This window comes from Bradyrhizobium sp. sBnM-33 (assembly GCF_032917945.1).
In the GTDB taxonomy this organism is placed as follows: Bacteria; Pseudomonadota; Alphaproteobacteria; order Rhizobiales; family Xanthobacteraceae; genus Bradyrhizobium.
In genome coordinates this window covers 6,546,362-6,569,953 of sequence record NZ_CP136624.1, presented here as the reverse complement: position 1 = coordinate 6,569,953, position 23,592 = coordinate 6,546,362, and the positions used below count along the sequence as shown (strand labels likewise).

Below are 23,592 nucleotides of genomic sequence, written 5' to 3'. Positions count from 1 at the left end.
TCACACCCCCGTCGATGCGAGACGCACGGCGTTTTCGATGCGCTGGTAAGTGCCGCAACGGCAGATATTGCCCGCCATCGCTTCGCGTATTTGGTCGTGATTGGGTTTTGGATTTTCAATCAAAAGGGCGGCGGCCTGCATGATCTGGCCGGCCTGGCAAAAGCCGCATTGGGGAACGTTCAGTTGCCGCCAGGCCTTCTGGACCGCGTGATCCCCGGTCGGATGAAGGCCTTCGATGGTGGTGACCTCCCGGCCGACCACGTCGGAAACCGAGGTGATGCAGGCGCGGACGGCCTGCTTGTCGACGATAACGGTGCAGGCGCCACAGAGAGCCTGGCCGCAGCCGTATTTCGTGCCCGTCAATCCGGCTTCATCGCGGAGAAACCAGAGTAATGGAAGATCCGGGTCGCCGTCCCAGCTATGCTCCTGGCTATTGATCTTCACCTTGATCATGATCGTTCCTCGCTCTTCATAAGCTGCTGATGTTTCTTCGGCGTGAGCGAGAACATATTTCCTAACCGCTCAACACCGTTGCTTTACGAGTTTGATCGCGTGGCCGGAGGGCCGGCCTTGCTTGGCAACCGCTGGCTGAATTGTACGATTTGCTTTGAATTTTGGTGGGCCATCCTCCTGCCTAGACATTCGTCGTGTTTACAGGACAGCGCGGCGAGACGGGCGCCCTGACGACGCTATCAGAAAGCACGCCGGACCGAATTCACAACGTGTTGTCTTTGCATTCTATTTTGGACGAAAGGAGGGCCGTCCCCGCGGAGCTGCCAGTTTTTCCTGGCGGCTGTTATGCAGAACCCGCTTTGCAAGGGTTCGCGGGCCGACCGGTGCGATCAGCACCGCGTCGCCCCGCTAGGCCCTCCCGCTAGCTTGCAAGCTGCGCCAGCCCTTTCCAGTCGAATGTTAGTCCATGGCCGGGCCGCGTCGGCGCCAATGCCATGCCTTCCTGGAGGGCAAGCGGGTGCGCGATGTAGCTATCGAGCCCAAATCCGTGCGCTTCGAGATAGGAGCGGTTCGGACAGGCCGCGAGCAAATGCACGGTAACGTCATGTGCGCCGTGGCTCGTAACCGGTAGATTGAACGCTTCCGCCAGCCGCGCGATCTTCATGAAAGCTGTAACCCCGCCGCAATTGGTGACGTCGGGCTCGGGATAGGACACCGCGCCGGCCGCGATATAGTTCTTGAACTCCCATAGCGTGCGCAGGTTTTCGCCGGCCGCGATCGGAACGCCGCCGGCAGCCATGATGCGGGCGTGGCCGGCAATATCGTCGGGAATGATGGGTTCTTCGAGCCAGGTGAGATCGTAGGGTTGCAGCGCGCGTGCCGCGCGGATGGCTTCCTCGACCGTCCATTTCATGTTGGCATCCGCCATCAGCGGAAAGCCGTCACCAAGATGTTGGCGCATCGCCCGCATCCGCGCGACGTCGGATGCGAGATCGGGGCGGCCTACCTTCATCTTGATCGCGCGAAAGCCCTTGGCGAGATTGTCGTCAGTTTGCTTCAAGAGCTGCTCGATGGACAGATCGAGGTCGATGCCGCCGGCGTAACAGGGCACGCGTGCGTCGAAGCCGCCTAACATGCGAAACAGCGGTAGATTGGCGCGGCGCGACTTCAGGTCCCACAGGGCAATATCGAGCGCCGAGAGCGCAAGCACCGGCGGTCCGCCGCGTCCGCCGTAATGCAAGCTCCACCAGACGTGATGCCAGATGGCTTCGGTGTCATCGGCTTCGCGGCCCTCGATCAGTTCGGGGATCTCCCGCCGGAGGATGTCGGCAATCGCGCCGCCATTGCGGCCGACGGTGTAGGTATAGCCGACACCTTCGGCCCCGTCGGAATCGCGAACACGACATGTCACCAGTTCGAAGGCTTTGAGTTCGCCGTGCGTGCTGTCGGAGAGGGTAACGGGCAGGGGGATCCGGTAGAGTCCGGCCTCGGTTGTCTTGATAAGCGCCATTGTGTTTCCACCCGGTCTTTTTCATTGACGTTAAGTCGATCTTGCCGGCTTAGCAATTGCTTGCAGCGCCCCGGATGGGAACCGCCTCGCAGTCGGTTCGTTCGTTGTCCTCGACGCGTTGCGTGCTGCTAAGCCGCGTTCAAGGCCTGTGCGATATCAGCGATCAGATCGGATGGGTGCTCGATACCGATCGACAGCCGGATCGTGCAGTCGAGAACGCCTATTTTCTGACGGATGTCAGCCGGAACGCCGGAGTGGGTCATGCTCGCGGGCAGGCTAGCAAGCGATTCCGTGCCGCCCAGGCTCACCGCCAGCTTGAGGATCTGCAGGGCGTTCAGGAATTTGAATGCGGCGGCTTGGCCGCCGACGATGTCGAAGGAGAATGTCGAGCCCGCACCAGTGCATTGCCGGGCAAACAGGCGGCCGGCGGGGGATTGCTCATCGTGATGACCGAGGTAATGGACCGTGGCCGCTTTTGGGTGGTCGCGCAGGTAGTCCGCGACGAGCCGCGCGTTTGCGTCAGCTTTCTCCATGCGGAGGCCCAGCGTTTCGAGCGACCGGCTGATCATCCAGCAGGAATGGGGGTCCAGTTGGGTGCCAATCGCGCCTCGCAACGCCTTGACGTCTTTCATGAGCGCCTTTGAGCCGAGCGCAGCGCCTGCGATCAGGTCGGAATGACCGCCGATATATTTGGTCAGCGAGTACAGCGAAAGATCCGCACCGTGTTCGATCGGTCTCTGAAACACCGGTCCGAGCAACGTATTATCGCATGCGATGATCGGCGTATTCCCCTGGGCCCGGCCGATCGTCTCGGCGACGCGGCGGACCATCGCTATGTCGACCAGGCCGTTGGTGGGATTGGCCGGCGTCTCAATGAAAATCATCGCGACCCGGCCTTTGCGCCTGGCGTCCTCCGCTGCCGCTCTCATTGCGGTTTCGTCGATGCCGTCGGAAAAGCCCACCGCGCCGATGGAGAGGTTCGCAAGCGTCTTCGCAAACAGAGTCTCCGTCCCGCCATACAGCGGCTGCGAGTGCAGAATGACGTCGCCAGGGCGGACGAAGGCCAGGATTGTGGTCGAAATCGCGGCCATGCCCGAAGAGAACAGCGCGCAATTCTCGGCGCGCTCGTAGACCGAGAGCCTGTCCTCTACGATCTCGCTGTTGGGATGATTGAAACGCGAGTAAACCAGCCCAGCGCCCATCCCCTCGGGCGGCTCGCGCCGGCCCGCAACGTAATCGAAGAAGTCCTGTCCGTCTTCGGCGGTCCTGAAGACGAAGGTCGAGGTCAGGAAGACCGGTGGTTTGACGGCTCCTTCCGACAATTGCGGATCGTACCCGTAGTTCAGCATCAGCGTTTCCGGATGCAGCATGTGGTTGCCGATGTGGGTCTTGGACGGAAACGGTTTCACCATGGGCTGTCTCCCTGTCGGGATGCGGAACGTCGCGCTGCGTTGGAGGTGCGCAATCGCGAGGCGATCAGGAGTGATGGATGCGATCGTATCCAGCGGCTCCAGTTAACGTTGTCAGGGATCAGCGTAGCAAAGTTCGGGACTGATTTCACCGCATCCGAGGGGGATTTCGTAGTGCGCGATCGTCAGGCATGAACCGCAACCTTCAACGCCTCGGCGCGGATCTCTTCGACGAGCCGTTCCTTCAGGCTGACGAATTCGGGCGTGGTCTTGATCTTGTAAGATCGCGGGTGGGGTAGATCGACCGCGATCTCGGCCTTGATACGGCCCGGACGAGCGCTCATGACGATCACGCGGCTGCCGAGAAAGATCGCTTCCTCGATATCGTGGGTAACGAACAGCACGGTTTTCTGGTCGCGCTCCCAGATGCCAAGCAGCATTTCCTGCATCAGCACGCGAGTTTGATTATCTAGTGCGCCGAACGGCTCGTCGAGCAACAGGATTTTTGGATCGTTGGCAAGTGCCCGCGCGATCGCCGTGCGTTGCTGCATGCCGCCGGAGAGTTGCTTCGGCCAATGATTCTCAAACCCCGATAGGCCGACCCGTTGGATGAAGCCGTCGGCGGTCTTGCCGCGATCCGCTTCGGAAACACCGCGTTCGCGCAGGCCGAACGCGATGTTTTCGCGCACGGTCAGCCATGGAAACAGCGTGTAGGACTGAAATACCATGCCGCGATCGGCGCCAGGGCCAGTGACCTCTTGCCCGTCAAGAATGACCCGGCCGCTGGTCGGCCGGTCAAGTCCGGCGACGATGCGCAGCAGCGTCGATTTTCCGCAGCCCGACGGGCCGAGAATGGTAACGAAGTCATTGTTGCCGACGTTGAGGTCGATCGGCTCCAGCGCCCGTGTCGGCGCATGGCCTTGCTGCGCGGGGAAGGTGCGGGCGACCTGATCGATTTTCAGCTCAGTCATGCCAGTTTCCACGGAAACAGCCAGGCGTTGAAGGCCTTGAACAGAAAGTCCGACACCAAGCCGATCAGCCCGATCACGATGATGCCGAAGATGATCTGGCCGGTGTTGAGCAGGGCTTGGCTGTCGGTGATCATGTGGCCGATGCCCGATGATGAACCGATCAGCTCGGCGACGATGACGTAGGTCCAGGCCCAGCCGAGTACGAGCCGAAGGATCTCCGCGACCTCGGGGGCAGAGGAGGGCAGCAGCACCCGGTTGATGATGCCGCGGTCGCTGGCGCCCAGCGTGTAGGCGGCTTCAACGAGGTCACGCCTCGTATTTCCGACTGTCACGGTCACCATCAGAATGCTCTGGAAGACCGAGCCAATGAAAATAACCAGGAGCTTCTGCAGTTCGCCGATGCCTGCCCACAGGATCAACAGCGGGATGAAGGCCGAGGCGGGCAGGTAGCGGGCAAACGAGACGAACGGCTCCAGGAAAGCTTCGATCGGCTTGTACGCCCCCATCACAACGCCGAGCGGCACGGCGATGATGGCCGCCAGCACAAAGCCGCCGACGACGCGCCAGATCGTCATGCCGATGTCGAACAGGAAGCCGTGCTTTGTCAGCAGCTCCCAACCTTCCTGCAGCATGGTCAACGGGTTGGCGAGAAATGTCTTGGAGACGTAGCCGCCAAAGGTCGCCCAAGCCCACACGGCAACGAAAAGGACGAAGAACGCCAGGCCATAGGCCGCGCGCTGCCTCGATGTCACGGGATCCAGGGGACGTATCACGGGGGCATATCCTAAAAAGCGGTGCGCTGACCGCGGTGGTCCCGCTCTCACGACTGATAGCGGGACCGATGCAAACCGAAGCTACTTGATGAAGCTGGCGTCGAAGAGATCGTCGATCTTCGGCACCGATTTGATGACGCCGATCTCGAGCAACAGGTCTGCAGCTTCCTTGTTGAAGGTCAGGAATTCGCCCGCGAAGAATTTCTGGTTCGCCGCCTTGTCCTGCCAGCGCAGAAATTTGGCCGAATTCCCGAACTGCTCAGCGGACTGTTTTACGTCGGCGCCCATGATCTCGTACGACTTGGCCTGGTCCTTTGCGATCATCTCCAGCGCTTCGAAATAACTGTCGGCCAGTGCCTGTGCGGCTTTCGGGTTTTCGGTCAGGAATTTCGGCGTGCAGCCGAACGTGTCCATGACCATCGGATAGTCGAGCGTCGTTGCAATGATCTTGCCCTTGTCGGGCGCCGCACGCACTGTCGAGAGGTATGGCTCATAGGTCATGGCCGCATCGTTCTGGCCGGAGACGAATGCCTGTGCCGCCGCCGCCGGCTCCAGGTTCACGATCGTGACATCCTTGACCGTGAGGCCGTTCTTCTTGAGCATCCAGGCCAAGGCAAAATAGGGCGAGGTGCCCGGCGCGGACGCGGCAACCGTCTTGCCCTTCAGGTCCTTGATCGAAGCGATGTCGTTTCGCGTCGCCATGCCATCGGCGCCGTAGCTCTTGTCGAGCTGGAAGATCTGCTTGGTAGCAACGCCACTGGCATTCCAGGATATCCATGTCTCGACAGTGGTCGCCGCGCACTGGATGTCGCCTGAGGCGATGGCCAGATGACGATCCTTCTGCGGGATCTTCTTGATCGTCACATCTAGCCCGTTCTTCTTGAAGATGCCCGCCTGATTTGCGAGCGTGAGCGGTGCAAAACCGGTCCATCCGGAAATACCGATGCCGACCTTCACGTCCTGGGCGGCGGCCGGTGCGGCCACCAGGAGAGCGGCGGTTGCCGCGAAAATTCCAAAACTACGCATGGCTGTACCCCTTTGCTGGTTCATTGACTGGTCTTCACACTCGTTGCGGCGAAGCTGTTGCAAAAACTGCTGCATAGCTTGTGCCAAATCCTGCGTGCATCGTTATCCCTCTCAGCCGCCTTTGAAGCGAGCAACCAGTTTATGGGACTCGCCCGGATAGAGCAGGCGCACGGCCGTCAGCGGCCGGGCGCTGCGCCAAGTATGCCGATCGATCACCAAGCAAGGGGCGCCGATCGCGATATCCAGCGCCGCCGCGGCCTGTTCGTCAGCCACGACGGCGCTGATCGAATGCTCGGCTTCCGTCCATGGCACATGGTGAAGCAGCCACGAGCCGGGCGGCTCGCTTGCAAAATCCGCCGCAGCGGCTTCGGGCACGGCGTCGAGATCGATCAACCGGTCCTCGATGGCGAAAGGTACGTCGTCGGCGCTGTGACGGCAGGCAATCGCGATCACCTTTCCGGTTTTCCCTGCGCCAAGGCGTGCGCGGTCGGCGGCGTTTGCGGTGCGCCGCGAGCAGTGGATCAACTCATAGCCATAACTGCGGCCGAGCGCGCTTATTTCCGCGCGGATATCGGCGATCTTGAGCACCGCCGACAGAAATGTGGGACGCCGTACAAAGCTGCCGGCCTTGCGCCGCCGCTCGATAAGCTCGGCTTGCGCAAGTTCCGACAGCGCCTTGCTCACTGTCATGCGCGAGCAGCCATAGCGCGACATCAGCTCGTGCTCGAACGGGATGCGGTGACCGGGCGGCCATTCTCCGGTCAGGATGCGGCGCTCGATGTCGATCCGGATCTGCTTGTACAGCGTCGGCTTGTCGGCCGGTTGGAGTTTGCCGCGATCGGTGGCGAGGCTCATGCCACGAGCCTCCGCACCGCTGCGTTGAACGTATCACGCGCGCTCTCGCGGAGCCTGTGACGTCCTTTCTCAACGACTTTGGTGCCGCCGGCCCAGACCGTCTCGACGGCACTTGCGCCCGCTGCAAAAATCCAGCCGTCGAGGACGGCATCCCCCCGGCGCCCGGCGAGCGAAGGATGAGTGGTGTCGAGGGTCACGATCTCGGCACGTGCATCTGCCTGGATTCCCACGGTTCGCTGCGCGAGCGCCTGGGCGCCGCCGGTGAGCGCGGCGTCAAACAGCGCGCGGCCGGTCGACAGGCCAGGACCGGTGGACAGCACGTTGCGCTCACGGTGTTTCAAGCGTTGGCCATATTCGAGCTGACGCAATTCGTCGGTGACGCCGACCAGCACGTTGGAATCCGTACCGATACCGAACCGCCCGCCGGCACCGAGGAATTCTCGGGCCGGAAAAATCCCGTCGCCAAGGCTGGCTTCGGTGACCGGGCAGAGTCCGGCGACCGCACCACTTCTTGCAAGCGCGGTGGTTTCCGTCGTGGTCATATGGGTCGCATGGATAAGGCACCAGCGTTGATCGACAGGCGCATGTTCGAGCAGCCACTCAACCGGCCGCCGGCCCGACCAGGCGATGCATTCCTCGACTTCCCTGATCTGTTCGGCGGCATGGATATGCACCGGCCCGGCTTCGGCCAGTGGCGCGATGGCCGCCAATTCGTCCGGCGCCACGGCGCGCAGGCTATGCGGGGCGATGCCGACATTTGCTCCGGGCAACGCGCGGACAGCTGTCCGCGTAGCGTCAGTCAGTTTGGCAAACTGGTCGATCGAGCAGATGAACCGGCGCTGACCGGGATGCGGTGCCGCCCCGCCGAACGAACTGTGTGCATAGAAACTCGGCAGCAGCGTCAGCCCGATGCCGGAGATTTCGGCGGCCCGCACAATTCGCGTCGCCATCTCCGCAGGATTGCCGTAGGGCGCGCCGTCGCGGTCGTGATGCAGATAGTGGAATTCGCCAACGCGCGTATAGCCTTGCTCGAGCATCTCGACATACAGCAGCGTGGCGACGGCTTCGACGTCTTCCGGTGTCATTTCGAGCGCGAAGCGATACATGGTCTCGCGCCATGTCCAGAACGTATCTTCGGAATCGCCGCGCGTTTCGGCGAGTCCCGCCATGCCACGCTGGAACGCGTGGCTATGCAGGCTCGCGATGCCGGGAATTGCCAGCTTATGGCGTTCGGCCTGCCCCGGCGCAACGCCGACGGTAACCTTCGTGATGGTCTGATCCGTCACCACCACCTGCACGTCATCGGCCCACCCCGAGGGGAGCAGCGCTGATGCGAAATGCAGTGTCGACATGTTTCGAAACCGGCTGGACAGAACACCCACACGATTTTATGTATAGACATATAGATACGTCAAGCTGCTGCCGCCGAGGAGAGCTGCATGGCCGAGCGCTTCGATCGAATCTGGCTCAACGCCCGGCTCGCCACGATCCGCGAGGATCTGCCCGATCTTGGAATGATCGAGGACGGCCTGATCGCCGCGCGCGACGGCCGCATCGCCTTCGCCGGCAGGTGTTCCGACTTTCCAGCGGACGCCGATGCGGCCGAGCGGATCGATTGCGCGGGGCGCTGGATCACGCCGGGATTGGTGGATTGTCACACCCATCTGGTTTTTGGCGGCAACCGCGCGCACGAGTTCGAGCTGCGGCTGCAGGGAGCGAGCTACGAAGAGATCGCGCGCGCAGGTGGCGGCATTGTCTCTACGGTCGCGGCGACGCGGGCGTCCAGCGAGGCCGAGCTTATTGCTGGCGCGCTGCCAAGACTCGATACCCTGATCGGCGAGGGCGTGACGACGCTGGAGATCAAATCCGGTTACGGGCTCGATACGGAAACCGAGATGCGTCAGCTCTCGGCGGCGCGCGTGTTGGGTAACACCCGGCCGGTCGCTGTCAAGACGACGTTTCTCGGCGCGCACGCGACGCCTCCGGAAGCTGACGGTGACAAGGATCGGTATATCGACCTTGTCTGCCGCGAGATGTTGCCGGCGGTGGCGCAGGCCGGATTGGCCGATGCTGTCGATGCGTTCATGGAAGGCATTGCGTTTTCGGGAGAGCAAACGACGCGGGTGTTCCGCGCGGCCAAGGCGCTTGGATTGCCGGTCAAGCTGCATGCGGATCAATTGTCGAACCTCGGCGGCGCCGCGCTTGCCGCGGAATTCTCGGCCTTATCGGCTGATCATCTGGAGCACACAGATGATGCCGGCGCCGCGGCAATGGCGCGAGCAGGGACAGTGGCGGTGCTGCTGCCGGGCGCTTTCTACTTTATTCGCGAGACGACAAAGCCGCCGATCGAACTATTCCGCGCCCACGGCGTCAACATGGCACTTGCGACCGACTGCAATCCCGGCAGTTCGCCGCTGACGTCGCTTCTATTGGCTATGAATATGGGCGCAACGCTGTTCCGGCTAACCGTTGCCGAATGCCTTGCTGGCGTGACACGGGAAGGTGCGCGCGCACTCGGCATTATCGGCGAGGCCGGCACGCTCCAGGCAGGCAAATGGTGCGATCTCGCGATCTGGGAGATCGAGCGGCCGGCCGAGCTCGTTTACCGGATCGGTTTTAATCCGTTGCACAGCCGGGTGTGGAGGGGACAGTGAGCCGTCCCGACGCCCCCATTGTGGTTTCGCCTGGAAGGGTCAGCCTCAACGATCTGGCGCAAGTGCTTGCCGGCGCGCCGGTCGTGCTCGATCCATCGTTCTGGCCTCGCGTGGAAGCGGCATCGGCGATCGTTGCGGCGGCCGCGCGCGCGGAAGCCCCAGCGTACGGCATCAATACCGGATTCGGAAAACTGGCGTCGAAGCGGATTGCTGCCGACCAGACGGTGCTGCTGCAGCACAATCTCATTGTGTCGCATTGCTGCGGGGTAGGGCCGCCGACACCGGAACCGATCGTTCGCATGATGATGGCGCTCAAGATCGTCTCGCTGGGACGAGGTGCATCGGGCGTACGTCGCGAAATCATCGAGCAACTCCAGGCCATGCTGGCGAAGGGCATTTGTCCGCTTGTGCCGCAGCAGGGATCGGTCGGAGCGTCCGGCGATCTCGCGCCGCTTGCGCATATGACGGCGGTCATGATCGGCGAGGGGCAGGCGCTGGTGGACGGAAGCGTTGTGCCGGCCCGCGATGCTCTGGCCGCCGCTGGTCTTGAGCCGGTGACGCTCGGTCCGAAGGAAGGGCTTGCGCTGATCAATGGCACGCAGTTTTCGACGGCCTATGCCGTTTCCGGTTTGTTGCGTGCCCATAGCCTCGTTAACGCCGCGTTGGTGACTGGCGCCTTGTCCGTCGATGCGGCGATGGCGTCGACGGCGCCGTTTCGCCCGGAGATCCAGCAACTGCGCGGGCATGCCGGGCAAATCGCCGCCGGCGCGACACTGACGGCGTTGCTCGATGGTAGCGATATCCGCATGTCGCATCTTGAAGGCGATGAGCGCGTGCAGGATCCCTATTGCCTGCGCTGCCAGCCCCAGGTCGCCGGCGCCGCGCTCGACCTTCTGACGGAAGCCGCCCGCACGCTGACGATCGAAGCCAATGCCGTCACGGATAACCCGCTGGTGCTGGTCGAGACCGGAGAGATCGTCTCGGGCGGCAATTTCCACGCCGAGCCGGTCGCTTTTGCCGCCGACCAGATTGCGCTGGCGCTCTCCGAGATTGGCGCGATCAGCGAGCGACGCATCGCGACTCTCGTCGATCCCGCGCTGAACTTTGGCCTGCCGCCGTTCCTGACTCCCGATCCAGGCCTCAACTCTGGCTTCATGATTGCCGAAGTGACGGCGGCCGCGCTCTATGCGGAGAACAAGCAGCGCGCGGCAGCCTGCTCGATCGATTCGACGCCGACCAGCGCCAATCAGGAAGACCATGTATCGATGGCCGCACACGCGGCGCGGCGGTTATCTGACATGGCGGACAATCTCGCCACCATTCTCGGCATCGAGTTGCTGGTTGCGGCGCAAGGCATCGGGTTGCGCGCACCGCATTCGACCAGTCCTGCGCTTGCGGCGGTCATTGCAGCGTTGCGTGAGCAAGTCCAGCCGCTCGGTAGTGATCGCTACATGGCCGACGATCTCGCGAAGGCAACGGCCCTGGTTGAAGCCGGCACGTTGCCGGCCGCCGCGATGTCGGTGCTTGAGAGTAACCCGTTTCCAATCCTTGCCGAGAGAGGCTCTTTGTCATGAACCGCCGACTGGACAACGACCGTATCATCCGGGCGCCCCATGGGCCTGAGATCAGCGCCAAGAGCTGGCTGACGGAAGCACCGCTGCGAATGCTGATGAACAACCTCGATCCCGACGTCGCCGAACGGCCGAGCGAGCTCGTCGTCTATGGCGGTATCGGCCGGGCCGCCCGCGACTGGGACAGCTTTGATCGGATTGTCGCCTCGCTCCGCAAGCTCGAAGGCGACCAGACGCTGGTCGTTCAATCCGGCAAGCCGGTCGGAATTTTCCGCACCCATGCCGATGCGCCGCGCGTACTGATCGCGAACTCGAACCTGGTGCCGCACTGGGCGACGCTCGATCACTTCAACGCTCTCGACAAGGCCGGGCTGATGATGTTCGGCCAGATGACGGCCGGCTCGTGGATCTACATCGGCAGCCAGGGCATCGTGCAGGGGACGTACGAAACGTTTGTCGAGGTCGGGCGACGTCATTACGGCGGCAATCTCGCGGGCAAGTGGATATTGACGGCGGGTCTCGGCGGGATGGGCGGAGCGCAGCCGCTTGCCGCGACCATGGCCGGGGCGTCGATGCTCGCGATCGAATGCCAGCCGAGCCGCATCGAGATGCGGCTGCGCACGGGTTACCTCGACCGGCAGGCAAGCTCGCTTGACGAGGCGCTCGCGATCATGACGGAGGCGGCACAAAGCAAGAAGCCGGTCTCCGTCGGCCTGCTCGGCAATGCCGCCGAAGTTTTTCCCGAATTGGTGCGCCGCGGCGTCAGGCCGGACATCGTCACCGACCAGACCAGCGCGCATGATCCGATCAACGGCTATCTGCCGAAGGGATGGACGCTTGCCGAATGGGAGTCCAAACGCGAGGCCGACCCGAAGGCAGTTGAAGTGGCTGCCAAGACCTCCATGGTCGGCCACGTCCAGGCGATGCTGGATTTCCACGCGCAAGGCATTCCGACGCTCGACTATGGCAACAACATCCGCCAGATGGCGAAGGACATGGGACTGAAGAACGCATTCGATTTCCCCGGCTTCGTTCCAGCCTATATTCGTCCTTTGTTTTGCCGCGGCGTCGGCCCGTTCCGGTGGGCAGCGCTTTCAGGAGACCCCGAAGATATTTTCCGGACCGACGCCAAGGTCAAGGAGCTGATGCCGGATGACAAGCATTTGCACAATTGGCTCGACATGGCGAAAGCGCGGATCAAATTCCAGGGGCTGCCGGCACGAATCTGCTGGGTCGGTCTTGGTGATCGCCACCGGCTCGGCCTGGCGTTCAATGAAATGGTGGCGCGCGGCGAGCTGAAGGCGCCGATCGTCATCGGTCGCGATCATCTCGACAGCGGCTCCGTTGCGAGCCCGAACCGCGAAACCGAAGCGATGCGCGACGGCTCGGATGCCGTCTCCGACTGGCCGCTGCTCAACGCGCTGCTCAATTGTGCCAGCGGCGCCACCTGGGTCTCGCTCCATCATGGCGGCGGCGTCGGGATCGGCTATTCGCAACACGCCGGCATGGTCATTGTCGCGGACGGCACCCCGGAGGCGGCCCGCCGCCTTGAACGCGTGTTGTGGAACGATCCGGCATCAGGCGTCATGCGTCATGCCGACGCTGGCTATGAAAGCGCGATTGCATGTGCCCGCGCCAACGGGCTCGATCTGCCCGGTCTGACATTGTAGCGCAAGATCGGTTTTCGGCGCTCTCAATACTGAGCGCAGCACCTGACGCGTTCTCGCAAGATCTCGAAGTGCATGACAATGCCGATTATGCCAGCGAGCACAGCCGATGATCGGTGTGCGTGAACTTGGCACTCGTTGCGCGCGGAATGCGAGGCGTCCAGGCGCAGATTCATTAGCGCGACTTATGCCGCGCATTGTTACTTCCAATTTTACAAGCTGAATTCTCTCCCGTTACCTGCACGCATCGACGCGGCTTGCGCAAGTGAAGCGGTCGGACGCAGACGCTGGTTCATCAACACGGGGCGGAGATTATCATGTCTGAAGCTGACAAGGCGGATTGCAAGCCATCTTCGGCGAAGCGCTCGACAGGAAAGAAAGGCTTGTCCAGGCGCTCTCTTCTCAAGGCGAGCGCCGCTGTAGCGGGGGCCGCGATCGGCTCCGATGCCGTCCGCGGCTTTCCAACGATCTGGGCGCAGGAAATCAAGGACATCGAACTGCGCCATGTCGGCGTGTCCTATTCGGTGGTCAAGGCGATCGGCGACCAGGCCGCCAAGGACCTCGGCTTCAAGGTGACGATGCAGAACCTGGATACGTCAGCCGCGATCAACCGCTTCATCAGCCAGCCTGACTCCGTCGACATCGCCGACCTCGAGGGATGGCAAGCCAAGCTGGCGGCGAAGCGTTCGGTGATCCAAGGCATCGAAGTCAAGAAGATCAAGGAATTCGATAATATTCTGCCGATCTTCACCAAGGGAGAGATCGACGGCCACAAGATCCCGCGGCAGGGCATTTCGCCCTATGAGGCGATGTATATCGCCAAGCCGAACGCGACCGAGCTGCATGACGGTGTCACGGAATGGGCGACCTTCCTGCCTCAGGTCTACAATGCCGATTCGATCGGTTACCGTCCGGATCTCGTCGGGCACGAGGTCACCGAGTGGAAGGATTTGATCGACCCGAAATTCAAGGGCAAAGCCGCGATCCTCGACGTTCCCGCCATCGGCATCATGGATGCGGCCCTGTGTTTCGAAAGCGCCGGTCTGATCAAATACGGCAACAAGGGAAACATGACCAAGCAGGAGATCGACTTCACCTGCGAAAAGCTGATCGAGTTGAAGAAGGCCGGACAGTTCCGCGCAACGTGGACCACCTTCGATCAGTCAGTCCAGCTCATGGCAGCGGGCGAGGTGGTGATCCAGTCGATGTGGTCGCCGGCGGTCGCCGCGGTGCGGGTCAAGGAAATTCCATGCGTCTATGCGCCGGTCAACGTCAAGAATGGCAAGGAAGGCTATCGCGGCTGGTGCAACGGCATGGGCTTGATGAAGCATCTGTCAGGCAAGAAGCTCGACGCCGCCTATGAGTATCTCAACTGGTACCTTTCGGGCTGGCAGGGTGGCTTTGTCGGACGCTACGGCTATTACAGCCCGGTCCCGTCGACAGCAAAGAAGTTCCTGACCGCGGCCGAGTGGGACTTCTGGTACGACGGCAAGCCGGCGCCATCCGTCATCAACGATCCCTACGGCGTGCCGATGGAAAAGGCCGGCACCAAGCGGGACGGCGGGTCGTTCCTGGATCGCGTCAAGAACATCTCCTGCTGGAATACCCTGATGGACGAAGCCGCTTACATGAACAAGCGGTGGAATGACTTCAAGGTGGCCTGATCCGAAAGCGGATGTGCCGATGCGCTAACCCGCGTTGGCACACTGAATGCATAACTCCGAAGCATCGGACAAGATCGGGGCAGGCTACACGCGATGTCGCGGCAAAATTGGGTTTCATGGCTATACGTTGCGCCGCTGATGCTGGTGATCGTGCCGTTCTTTCTGATCCCGATTCTCGTGGTGCTTGTCGCGAGCGTTCTTGAGACCGACGGCTTCGGTGGCCTGATCGCAACCTTTACGCTGGCAAACTACGTCGATGTGCTGACTTCGGCGCAGACCTTCCATCTCTATCTGGCGACGCTGAAGTTCACCGTGTTGACATGGTTCTTCGCGCTCATCATCGGCTTTCTCGTTGCCTATTTCCTGGTGTTTCACGTCAAGAACCAGTTGCTGGCGATCAGCCTGTTTCTGATCTGCACGGTGCCGTTCTGGACCTCCAACATCATTCGGATGATCTCCTGGATCCCGTTGCTCGGGAAGGAGGGACTGGTCAATTCGGCGTTGATCGGAACGGGCCTTATCCGCGAGCCACTTGAAGTGCTGCTGTATTCCGGCCTCGCCGTGGTCATCGCCTATGTCCACCAATTGACCATCTTCATGGTGGTCCCGATCTTCAATTCGATGGCCCGCATCGACAAGCGAGTGGTCGAGGCCGCGGTCGATTCCGGTGCAAGCCGCCTCGATGTCATGCGCCTGATCATCATCCCGATGTCGAAGAGCGGCATCGCGCTCGGATCGATCTTCGTCGTATCGATCGTGATGGGAGACTTTTTCGTCGTCAAGGTGATGTCGGGCGGCGGCTCCGCCTCGGTCGTCAGTGCGTTCTATGAAAATGTCGGCGTGCTGCAATACCCGATCGCCGCTGCAAGCGCGGTGCTGCTGACGGTCGTCCTCATCGTCGCCATTTCCCTCATTCTACGCACCGTCGATATCCGCCGCGAAATCACGCAATGACGACTGTCCTCGAAAGGCTGGACGTCCCGATGATGAAATCCCGCCGCCACGCCGCGGCTCCGCGAAGCGATCGCCGCCCCTGGACGTTCTATGTACTGGCAGTCGTCTTCACGCTGTACGTGGCCGCGCTCTACGGGCCGATGATCTGCATCTACATTCTTTCGTTCCAGGATGTTCGTGGCGGCCTTGTGTTCCCGATGAAGGGGCACTCGTTGCACTGGTTTGTCGATCTTTTCACCCAGGTCCGCACCGGCGACGTCAAGGGCTCGTTTGACCGGTCAATCAAGCTTGCCGGGCTCGTCACCATCATCACGCTGGTGGTTTCGTTCATGGCGGGACTGGCCTTCCGCCGCCGGTTCTTCGGAGACACATTTGTGTTCTACCTGATGATCGGCAGCCTGGTCGCGCCCGGCCTCGTGCTCGGCATCGGAATCGGCTTGCTGTTCCAATGGCTGGGGATCAACGCGAGCTGGTACACCTCGGCGCTCGGCGCGCAGCTATCCTGGACACTGCCGTTCGGCGTGCTCGTGATGTTCGCGGTCATGTCCCGCTTCAATGGGGCCTGGGAGGAAGCCGCGCGCGACCTCGGCGCCAGCCGCTGGCAGACCATCAGGCTCGTTGTAATTCCGATCCTCGCGCCGGGTCTCGTCGCCGTCGCCTTGTTCGGTTTCACGCTCTCTTACGACGAGTTCGCCCGCTCGCTGCAGACCGCCGGATCGCTCAATACGCTGCCGCTCGAGATCTGGAGCATGACGCTCAACGTGACGTCGCCCTCGCTGTATGCGCTGGGCACGGTTACCACCATCGTCTCCTTTGTGGCGATCGGTGTCAGTATCGGCGCCATCGTCCTGATCAACCGGCGCCGCGGCACCGGTCCAGCACGCCATTGAGGAGTTCACGCATGCGTCCCGGCCGCGGCAATATCGAACTGGCAGGTCTCTGCAAGAGCTACGATGGCGCTACGAATGTCGTCGATGGCGTCAATCTGAAGATACCGGATGGCGCCTATTGCTGTTTCCTGGGGCCATCTGGCTGCGGCAAGACCACGATTTTGCGGATGATCGCGGGGCATGAAGACCCGACCGCGGGCGAGATTGTGATCGGTGGCGAGAACGTGCTCGGCCTCGTGCCAGTCGAACGCCGCACAGCCATGATGTTTCAGTCTTACGCCCTGTTTCCCCACTTGACTGTCCGAGACAATATCGCGTTTGCGCTGCGCGTGCGCGGCCAGTCCAGGACAGAGCGCTACAAGGCCGTCGACCTGATGATGGAGAAGGTCCGACTGACCGAACTGGCCGACCGCTTGCCTGCAAATTTGTCCGGTGGCCAGCAGCAGCGCGTGGCGCTGGCGCGCGCGGCGATCACGGAGCCGCGGGTGCTGCTGCTGGATGAGCCGCTCTCGGCGCTGGACGAGCAGCTACGCGTGCAGATGCGCCAGGAGCTGCGGCGGATGCAGCGCGAGCTCGGCATCACCTTCGTCCACGTCACGCACACTCAGCTCGAGGCTATTGCACTCGCGGACGTCGTTGTCGTGATGGAGAAGGGCAAGATCAAGCAATCTGGCGCCGCCCGCGATGTCTACGCTTATCCGCACGACCGCTACGTGGCGGAGTTTCTCGGCGGCCAGAACGTGTTGTCCGGCAGGGTTGAGCAGGTCGGCTCGGATCATCTTGTGATATCGCACCCCCACCGCGCCGGCATTCATGTCGGCGTGCAGGCAGATCGGCAGATCGGCATCGGCGACCGGATCGATCTGGCGATACGGCGCGACGACATCGAGCTGATGCGGGCAACCTCGGGCGAACCCGGCGGCGGCGCGACGGCGCTGCCCAGCCGCGTGCTGGCGATCGAGTATCAGGGGTCATTCGTCAAGGTGATGCTGGATACGATCCCCGACGAAGAATTCATCGCCTACGTCCCGGAACGAACGTTCTTTCAGGACCCGTTCAATGTCGGCGATGTTCTGCTAGCCACCTGGTCGGCGGGACGCGCCCGCGTTCTTGTCTGAAATCTCCCACAGCCCTGGAGGTCACGATGGTCATCAATTTCATGCTCAACGGCCGGTCCCGCAAGGTGGACGTCGAGCCCGCGACGCTGGTCTCCGAGTTGCTTCGCGAGACGCTGAATCTGACCGGTACGCATGTCGGATGCGACACCAGCCAGTGCGGTGCCTGCACCGTGCTGCTCAATGGAGATGCGGTGAAGAGCTGCACCTTGCTCGCGCCGAGTCTCGACGGCGCTGCGTTGATGACGATCGAGGGATTGTCTGCAACATCGGGTTCGAACCGGCTGCATCCGATGCAGGAGGCTTTTCGCGAGAACCACGGCCTGCAATGCGGCTTCTGCACGCCCGGAATGGTGATGACGGCGGTCGCGTTGGCGACAAAGAATCCGGCTCCGACCGAAGCAGAAGTGCGTCACGGCTTGGAAGGAAACCTGTGCCGCTGCACTGGATATCAGAACATCGTCGCATCGGTCATAGCTGGTGCGGCCGCCATGAACGCGCCGACCATCGGAGAGTGATATGTCGAACATCATTGGAATTGGCAAGGCGCCCCGCCGCAAAGAAGACTTCCGCTTTCTGACCGGACGCGGCAGTTACGTCGCCGACATGAAGCGGCCGGACATGGCATTCGGCGTATTTGTTCGCTCGCCGCATGCGCATGCTGTTATTCGCGGCATCGACAAGACCACAGCGCTGGCGCTGCCGGGCATCCATGCTATCTTGACCGGCGAGGATGTCGCGGCTGACGGCCTGGGGTCGCTGCCGTGCGGCTGGGGCATTCACGGTACTGACGGGCTTCCGATGAAGGAGCCGCCGTTCCCGATGCTGGCGCAGGGCAAAGTGCGGTTCGTCGGCGACATGGTGGCCTTCGTCGTCGCGGATACGCTGAAGGAAGCGCGGGCTGCGGCCGAACTGCTGGCCATCGATTACGAGGTTCTGCCCGCTGTGGTCGGCGTACTCGAAGCCGTTCGCGCCGATGCGCCGCTGCTGTTCGACGACGTGCCGAATAACCTGTGCTGCGATTGGGAACTGGGCGACAAGGCCGCTGTCACCGCGGCTTTCCGGAAAGCGGCGCATATCGCCCGTCTCAGCCTCGTCAATAATCGGCTGATCGGCAATCCCATGGAGCCGCGGGCTGCGATCGCCGAATATGACAGGGGCAGGGATCACTACACGCTTTGGACGACGAGCCAGTTTCCTCACGTGGTGCGCTTCCTGATGGCGGCACTGGTGCTCAAGCTGCCGGAGCAGAAAGTGCGGGTCGTGGCGCCTGATGTCGGCGGTGGCTTTGGCGTCAAGCAGTTCCACTATGGCGAGGAAGCGGTCATCACCTGGGCTGCCAGGAAGGTGGAGCGGCCGATCAAATGGGTAGCCGACCGGTCGGAAGGTTTTATCTCAGATCGCCATGGCCGCGATCACGTGACGGAAGCCGAGCTGGCGCTCGACGAAAACGGAAAATTCTTGGCCTTCAAGGTGACAACGCTGGCCAATATGGGCGGTTATCTGTCGACCTTCGGACCCAACATTCCGACAAATCTATACGGGCCATTGCTCAGTGGCGTCTACACCACCCCGGCGATTTACTGCAACGTCAAGGTGGTCTTCACCAACACCGTCCCGGTTGACGCCTATCGTGGCGCCGGGCGGCCGGAAGCAACCTTTGTGCTTGAGCGGATCGTTGACGTCGCAGCAGCCGAAATGAAGATCGACCGAGTCGAACTGCGGCGGCGCAATATGATCGCAAGGGAGGCGTATCCCTACCAGACGCCAGTGCTGGTGGAATACGATTCGGGCGATCCGCTTGGTTGCCTCGAGGGCGCATTGACGGCAGGAGACGCCGCCGGCTTCGGCGCGCGCAAGGCTGCGTCCGAACGGGCCGGAAAGTTCCGAGGGCTCGGCTTTTCCACCTATGTCGAGGCCTGCGGTCTGGCGCCATCGCGCTTTGCCAGACGCCTCGGCGCCCGTGGCGGACTCTATGAGAGCGCCACGGTTCGCGTCCATCCGACCGGACAAGTCACCGTGCTGATCGGTACCCACAATCACGGCCAGGGCCACGAGACGACATTCGCCCAGATCGTGTCGGACAAGCTCGGTGTGCCCTTCGACAGCGTCGATATTGCCTTTGGCGATACCGACCGGGTGCAGTTCGGCATGGGCACCTATGGTTCGCGCTCGCTCGTGGTCGGCGGGGCCGCGCTCTCAAAGGCCAGCGACAAGGTGATCGTGAAGGGCAAGAAGATTGCCGCGCATCTACTCGAGGCGGGCGAGCACGACATCCAGTTTGAGGCTGGTGTCTTTTCCGTTGCCGGTACCGACCGCAGCAAGTCGTTCGCGGAAATCGCCGGCGCCGCCTACGTGCCGCATGATTATCCGTTGGAGGTTCTGGAGCCGGGCCTGGAGGAGCAGGCCTATTACGATCCGGTCAACTTCACCTATCCCGGCGGATGCCACATTGCCGAGGTCGAGATCGACCCGGAAACTGGCACCGTGACCCTGGAGAAGTACACCGCGGTCGACGATGTCGGCACTGTGATCAATCCGATGATCGTCGCGGGGCAGTTGCACGGCGGTATCGTTCAGGGGGTCGGCCAGGCGCTGTTCGAGAATGCCGTCTATGACGAGGTCTCGGGCCAGCTCCTGTCCGGCTCGTTCATGGACTATTGCATGCCGCGCGCCGATCATCTTCCCAACATGACGGTCGAGACCCATTCCACGCTCTGCACGCACACGCCCATGGGCGTGAAGGGTTGCGGGGAGGTCGGCACCATCGGGTCGCCGGCTGCTGTCATCAACGCCGTCGTCGATGCGCTCTCGCATCTCGGCGTTCATCACGTCGACATGCCTGCGACCCCGAATCGGATCTGGCGCATCATTCAAAATGCAGCAATGCCGCTGGCCGCAGAATAGGAGAGTGAAATGAAGTCATTCGAATTTCACAGTCCGGAAACCGTGCCGGATGCGTTCGCATTGCTGAACGACGTCTCCGAGAGCAAGCTGCTTGCCGGCGGCATGACACTGCTGCCGACCATCAAGCAAGGCCTCGCGGAGCCCGCGGCGCTGATCGATCTGGGGAAAATTCCGCAACTATCCACGATTGCCGTCGACGGAGACGCGTTGGTGATCGGCGCGATGGTCCGGCATGTCACCGTTGCCACATCCGAGATCGTCCGGAGCAAGGTCCCGATGCTGGCGCATCTTGCCGCCGGCATCGGCGATCCCGCTGTGCGCAATCGCGGCACGATCGGCGGTTCGGTCGCCAACAACGATCCATCCGCGGATTATCCGGCGGCGGTACTGGCGCTCGACGCGATCGTTGTGACCAACCGGCGTGAACTGCCGGCGGGTGCGTTCTTCACGGGGATGTTTGAAACTTCGCTTGAGACAAATGAGATCATCACTTCGATACGTTTTCCGATTCCGTCCGCGGCGGGGTACGCGAAATTCAAGTCGCCGGCATCCCGCTATGCCATGGTGGGGGTCTGCGTCGCGAAAGCCGGCGGCAAGGTATGCGTCGCCGTGACCGGGGCGGGGCCTTGCGTCTTTCGCGTGCCGGCCATGGAGAGCGCACTCGAAGCTCGATTTGAGCCTGGCGCGGCAGCCTCGATCAAGATCAATGCCGCAGGCTTGAACTCCGACATCCACGCCGACGCCGAGTACCGCGCGCATCTGGTTACCGTCATGGCGAAGAAGGCCGTTGCGGCCGCCACCCAGGGCTTGTGAGGACGCAGTGGAATCAAGCAGCGCTCGAACGGCGCCAGCCGCGGGAATTCGCGATCTGGCCAAACTCTCCGCTACCGATTTGCTGGAGGGCTACAGGTGCGGGCGTTTTACGCCGCGGGAGGTTGTCGAAGACGTCATCGCCGCGTTGGAGATAACGGATGCGGTGTTGCAATGTCGTGGTTACGCCCACCTATGAACAGGCGCGCGCCGCCGCGGATCGGGCGACGGAAGCCTGGCGGGCAGGGCAACCTCAGGGACGGCTTGCCGGTGTGCCGGTTACCATCAAGGATCTGGTGTTCGTCGCGGGTGTGCCGGCGTTTGGCGGCGCGCCCTGCAACAGGGGATTCATACCGGATGCCAATGCTGCGGTCGTGGCCGCGTTGGAGACTGAAGGGGCGATCGTCACCTGCAAGACCACGACATGTGAGTCCGGCTATAAGCTTACGGCGGATAGTCCGGTATCGGGCATCACCCGCAACCCCTGGAACAAGGCCCGGACAAGCGGAGGGTCGAGTGGCGGTGCCGCGGCTGCGGTTGCTGCCGGATGCGGCCCGTTAGCGATAGGTACCGACGGCGTGGGATCGATCCGCGTACCATCTTCCTTCTGCGGCGTGGTCGGGTTGAAACCAACCTTCGGACTGGTGCCGCGGTCACCCGGATTTTCGCCGCCATCATGGGCCTCGCTGGCCCACACCGGGCCAATCGCGCGGACAGTCGCCGATGCTGCGCTGTTGCTGGAGGTGATTGCGGCCCATGACCTTCGTGACGCGGCGAGCCTGCCAGTGGCCTCCCGCCGGTTCACGGTAGCGCCTGATCGTCTCGACGGTCTGAAAATCGGGACCAGCGTCGATTTCGGCTATGCCGCCGTGGATCCGCAAGTACGTGACGCATTCGAAGCTGCCAGCGCGACGCTGGCGACACTCGGCGCCGAAATTATGCCGGACTGCGCGAGATTTGCACCTGACATGCTGGAGCGAATTCTGAAGCCGATCGCCTATACGGAACAGGCGGCGGCTGTGGCCAATCGCGATTTCATTGCCCTGTCGGCATCCGACGAAGATTATCGCGAGGTCATCGCGAAAGGCCGCAGCTATAGCGGCACTGACTACGTCGAGGCAAGTTACCGGCGGGCGGGCTTGCGGGCGTCGTTTCTGGAGCTGTTTGGAAAGGTCGACGCTCTCGTCACGCCTACGGTTGCTGTTACGGCATTTCGCGCGGGCGCAGTAGGTGTCGATCAAATTGCGGGCTGCGCCGTCGACCGCCATTTAGGTTGGTCGCCGTTCTCGTGGCCGATAAACCTGACGGGACTGCCGGCTGCGACTATTCCCTGCGGATTTGACGACAGCGGGTTGCCGATCGGGCTTCAAATTGTCGCCACTTGGCTGGATGAGGATTTGATCTTGCGGATCGCCGCCGCGTTCGAGCGGGCGAGGCCCTGGGTCCAGTTTCGGCCTCCCTTGTCCTGAAACCGTGCGCGCGTCGACATCCGGCGTTAACGGCAATTCTGTTGCGAGCAGCAGTTCGTCTTCGAGATTGAGATAGTGCGCGAGGTATTCATGCAAGGCCCCGGCGGCTTTGGACGTTGTGCCCGGCGATTTGTAGAGCAGCAGATCGACCTTCGGAAGCGGAGGCAAGCCTTCCTTGGGTCCGAGCTCACGCATGTTGCGGACCAGCGCGCTGCGACCGAGCACCGTGACCGCGATTCCGGCGAAGGCTGCCGCCTGCAGTCCGCCAACGCTGTCGCTGATGCAGGCGATGCGCCATCGCAAGCGCGCGGCTTCCAGCCGCTCGATGGCATGGTCGCGATAGATATTGCCGGGGGGTAATAGCGCCAGCGGAATGGGCGCTTCGTTATGCGCGGTAGATTGCTCGCCCGTCATCCAAATCAACTGTTCCAGCCGAACGACCTGGCCGCCGGTGAAATCGTTCATTCGGGTCACGAGGGCTATATCCACTTCGCCCCGTTTGACGCATCCGACCAAGGGGGTCGAAAGCGAGCAGTTCAATTGGATCTGAACGCGTGGAAATGCCTTTCGAAAGATTTTCAGGATCGAAGGCAACATGAATGCCGCATACAAATCGGGCGTGCCGAGAACGACATGTCCCTCGATATCCGGAGATGCGAGTTGCGACAGAAGCTCGTCATGGAGGCTCAGAATCGACCGGGCAAATTTGAGAACCGTCTCACCCTCGGTGGTGAGAAAAAGGCGCCGGCCCTCGTGGATGAAAATGGCTTTTCCGGTCAGTTCCTCAAGGCGTTGGAGTTGCAGTGTGATCGCCGGTTGCGTTCGGCCCAATCGCCTTGCAGTCTCCGTGATGCTGCCAGTCTCGACTACCGAAATCAGCGAGCGAAGCATCCG

The 23,592-nt window shown here is 62.0% G+C and carries 19 protein-coding genes and 1 pseudogene; 11 read left to right on the top strand and 9 right to left on the bottom strand.

Annotated elements, in window-relative coordinates:
• The 8 genes from RX328_RS31030 to RX328_RS30995 all read right to left on the bottom strand — a co-directional run bounded on the left by RX328_RS31030 (position 1) and on the right by RX328_RS30995 (position 8,349).
• Complete coding sequence (locus RX328_RS31030) at positions 1 to 453, bottom strand: (2Fe-2S)-binding protein (RefSeq protein WP_213253235.1); 453 nt, start codon at positions 451 to 453, stop codon at positions 1 to 3.
• A 421-nt stretch (positions 454 to 874) separates the two neighbouring features.
• A complete protein-coding gene (locus RX328_RS31025; protein ID WP_213253234.1) occupies positions 875 to 1,963 on the bottom strand; it encodes a mandelate racemase/muconate lactonizing enzyme family protein in 1,089 nt (362 codons plus the stop codon).
• Between the two features lie 128 nt (positions 1,964 to 2,091).
• Positions 2,092 to 3,375: a cystathionine gamma-synthase family protein gene (locus RX328_RS31020; RefSeq protein WP_213253233.1), complete on the bottom strand. Its 1,284-nt coding sequence runs from the start codon at positions 3,373 to 3,375 to the stop codon at positions 2,092 to 2,094.
• A 182-nt stretch (positions 3,376 to 3,557) separates the two neighbouring features.
• Positions 3,558 to 4,343 carry an ABC transporter ATP-binding protein gene (locus tag RX328_RS31015; protein ID WP_213253232.1) on the bottom strand — a complete coding sequence of 262 codons (786 nt, stop codon included), beginning with the start codon at positions 4,341 to 4,343 and terminating at the stop codon, positions 3,558 to 3,560.
• Positions 4,340 to 5,113: an ABC transporter permease gene (locus RX328_RS31010; protein WP_213253243.1), complete on the bottom strand. Its 774-nt coding sequence runs from the start codon at positions 5,111 to 5,113 to the stop codon at positions 4,340 to 4,342. The genes RX328_RS31015 and RX328_RS31010 overlap by 4 nt, the downstream gene beginning before the upstream one ends.
• A gap of 84 nt (positions 5,114 to 5,197) precedes the next feature.
• The gene (locus RX328_RS31005) at positions 5,198 to 6,142 is read right to left on the bottom strand and encodes an ABC transporter substrate-binding protein (protein WP_213253231.1); all 945 of its coding nucleotides are present in this window, start codon (positions 6,140 to 6,142) and stop codon (positions 5,198 to 5,200) included.
• A gap of 111 nt (positions 6,143 to 6,253) precedes the next feature.
• A complete protein-coding gene (gene hutC, locus RX328_RS31000; RefSeq protein WP_213253230.1) occupies positions 6,254 to 6,997 on the bottom strand; it encodes a histidine utilization repressor in 744 nt (247 codons plus the stop codon).
• A complete protein-coding gene (locus RX328_RS30995) occupies positions 6,994 to 8,349 on the bottom strand; it encodes a formimidoylglutamate deiminase (RefSeq protein WP_213253229.1) in 1,356 nt (451 codons plus the stop codon). The genes hutC and RX328_RS30995 overlap by 4 nt, the downstream gene beginning before the upstream one ends.
• An 87-nt stretch (positions 8,350 to 8,436) precedes the next feature.
• Between RX328_RS30995 and hutI the strand changes: the two genes are divergently transcribed.
• From hutI to RX328_RS30940, 11 genes are all read left to right on the top strand, one after another.
• Positions 8,437 to 9,651: an imidazolonepropionase gene (gene hutI, locus RX328_RS30990; RefSeq protein ID WP_213253228.1), complete on the top strand. Its 1,215-nt coding sequence runs from the start codon at positions 8,437 to 8,439 to the stop codon at positions 9,649 to 9,651.
• Complete coding sequence (gene hutH, locus RX328_RS30985; RefSeq protein ID WP_213253227.1) at positions 9,648 to 11,225, top strand: histidine ammonia-lyase; 1,578 nt, start codon at positions 9,648 to 9,650, stop codon at positions 11,223 to 11,225. The genes hutI and hutH overlap by 4 nt, the downstream gene beginning before the upstream one ends.
• The gene (gene hutU, locus RX328_RS30980) at positions 11,222 to 12,892 is read left to right on the top strand and encodes a urocanate hydratase (protein WP_213253226.1); all 1,671 of its coding nucleotides are present in this window, start codon (positions 11,222 to 11,224) and stop codon (positions 12,890 to 12,892) included. The genes hutH and hutU overlap by 4 nt, the downstream gene beginning before the upstream one ends.
• Positions 12,893 to 13,206: 314 nt before the next feature.
• A complete protein-coding gene (locus RX328_RS30975; protein WP_213253225.1) occupies positions 13,207 to 14,553 on the top strand; it encodes a PotD/PotF family extracellular solute-binding protein in 1,347 nt (448 codons plus the stop codon).
• Positions 14,554 to 14,646: 93 nt separating this feature from the next.
• Positions 14,647 to 15,507, top strand: coding sequence for an ABC transporter permease (locus RX328_RS30970; protein ID WP_213253224.1), 861 nt, complete (start codon positions 14,647 to 14,649; stop codon positions 15,505 to 15,507).
• Positions 15,508 to 15,536: 29 nt separating this feature from the next.
• On the top strand, positions 15,537 to 16,397 hold the full coding sequence (locus RX328_RS30965; protein ID WP_249726687.1) for an ABC transporter permease: 861 nt from the start codon (positions 15,537 to 15,539) through the stop codon (positions 16,395 to 16,397).
• 11 nt (positions 16,398 to 16,408) lie between these two features.
• The gene (locus tag RX328_RS30960; protein WP_213253222.1) at positions 16,409 to 17,515 is read left to right on the top strand and encodes an ABC transporter ATP-binding protein; all 1,107 of its coding nucleotides are present in this window, start codon (positions 16,409 to 16,411) and stop codon (positions 17,513 to 17,515) included.
• 26 nt (positions 17,516 to 17,541) lie between these two features.
• Positions 17,542 to 18,030, top strand: a complete 489-nt coding sequence (locus RX328_RS30955; protein WP_213253221.1) for a (2Fe-2S)-binding protein — start codon at positions 17,542 to 17,544, stop codon at positions 18,028 to 18,030.
• Position 18,031: 1 nt separating this feature from the next.
• Positions 18,032 to 20,419 (top strand): xanthine dehydrogenase family protein molybdopterin-binding subunit, encoded by a 2,388-nt coding sequence (locus RX328_RS30950; RefSeq protein ID WP_213253220.1) that lies wholly within the window; start codon positions 18,032 to 18,034, stop codon positions 20,417 to 20,419.
• Between the two features lie 9 nt (positions 20,420 to 20,428).
• Positions 20,429 to 21,232: an FAD binding domain-containing protein gene (locus RX328_RS30945; RefSeq protein ID WP_213253219.1), complete on the top strand. Its 804-nt coding sequence runs from the start codon at positions 20,429 to 20,431 to the stop codon at positions 21,230 to 21,232.
• Between the two features lie 158 nt (positions 21,233 to 21,390).
• Positions 21,391 to 22,698, top strand: a complete 1,308-nt coding sequence (locus tag RX328_RS30940) for an amidase (protein ID WP_249726680.1) — start codon at positions 21,391 to 21,393, stop codon at positions 22,696 to 22,698.
• A gap of 135 nt (positions 22,699 to 22,833) precedes the next feature.
• Here RX328_RS30940 and RX328_RS30935 read toward each other — a convergent pair.
• A pseudogene (locus tag RX328_RS30935) lies at positions 22,834 to 23,589 on the bottom strand (LysR substrate-binding domain-containing protein); the annotation flags it as partial.
• Positions 23,590 to 23,592: the final 3 nt, after the last annotated feature.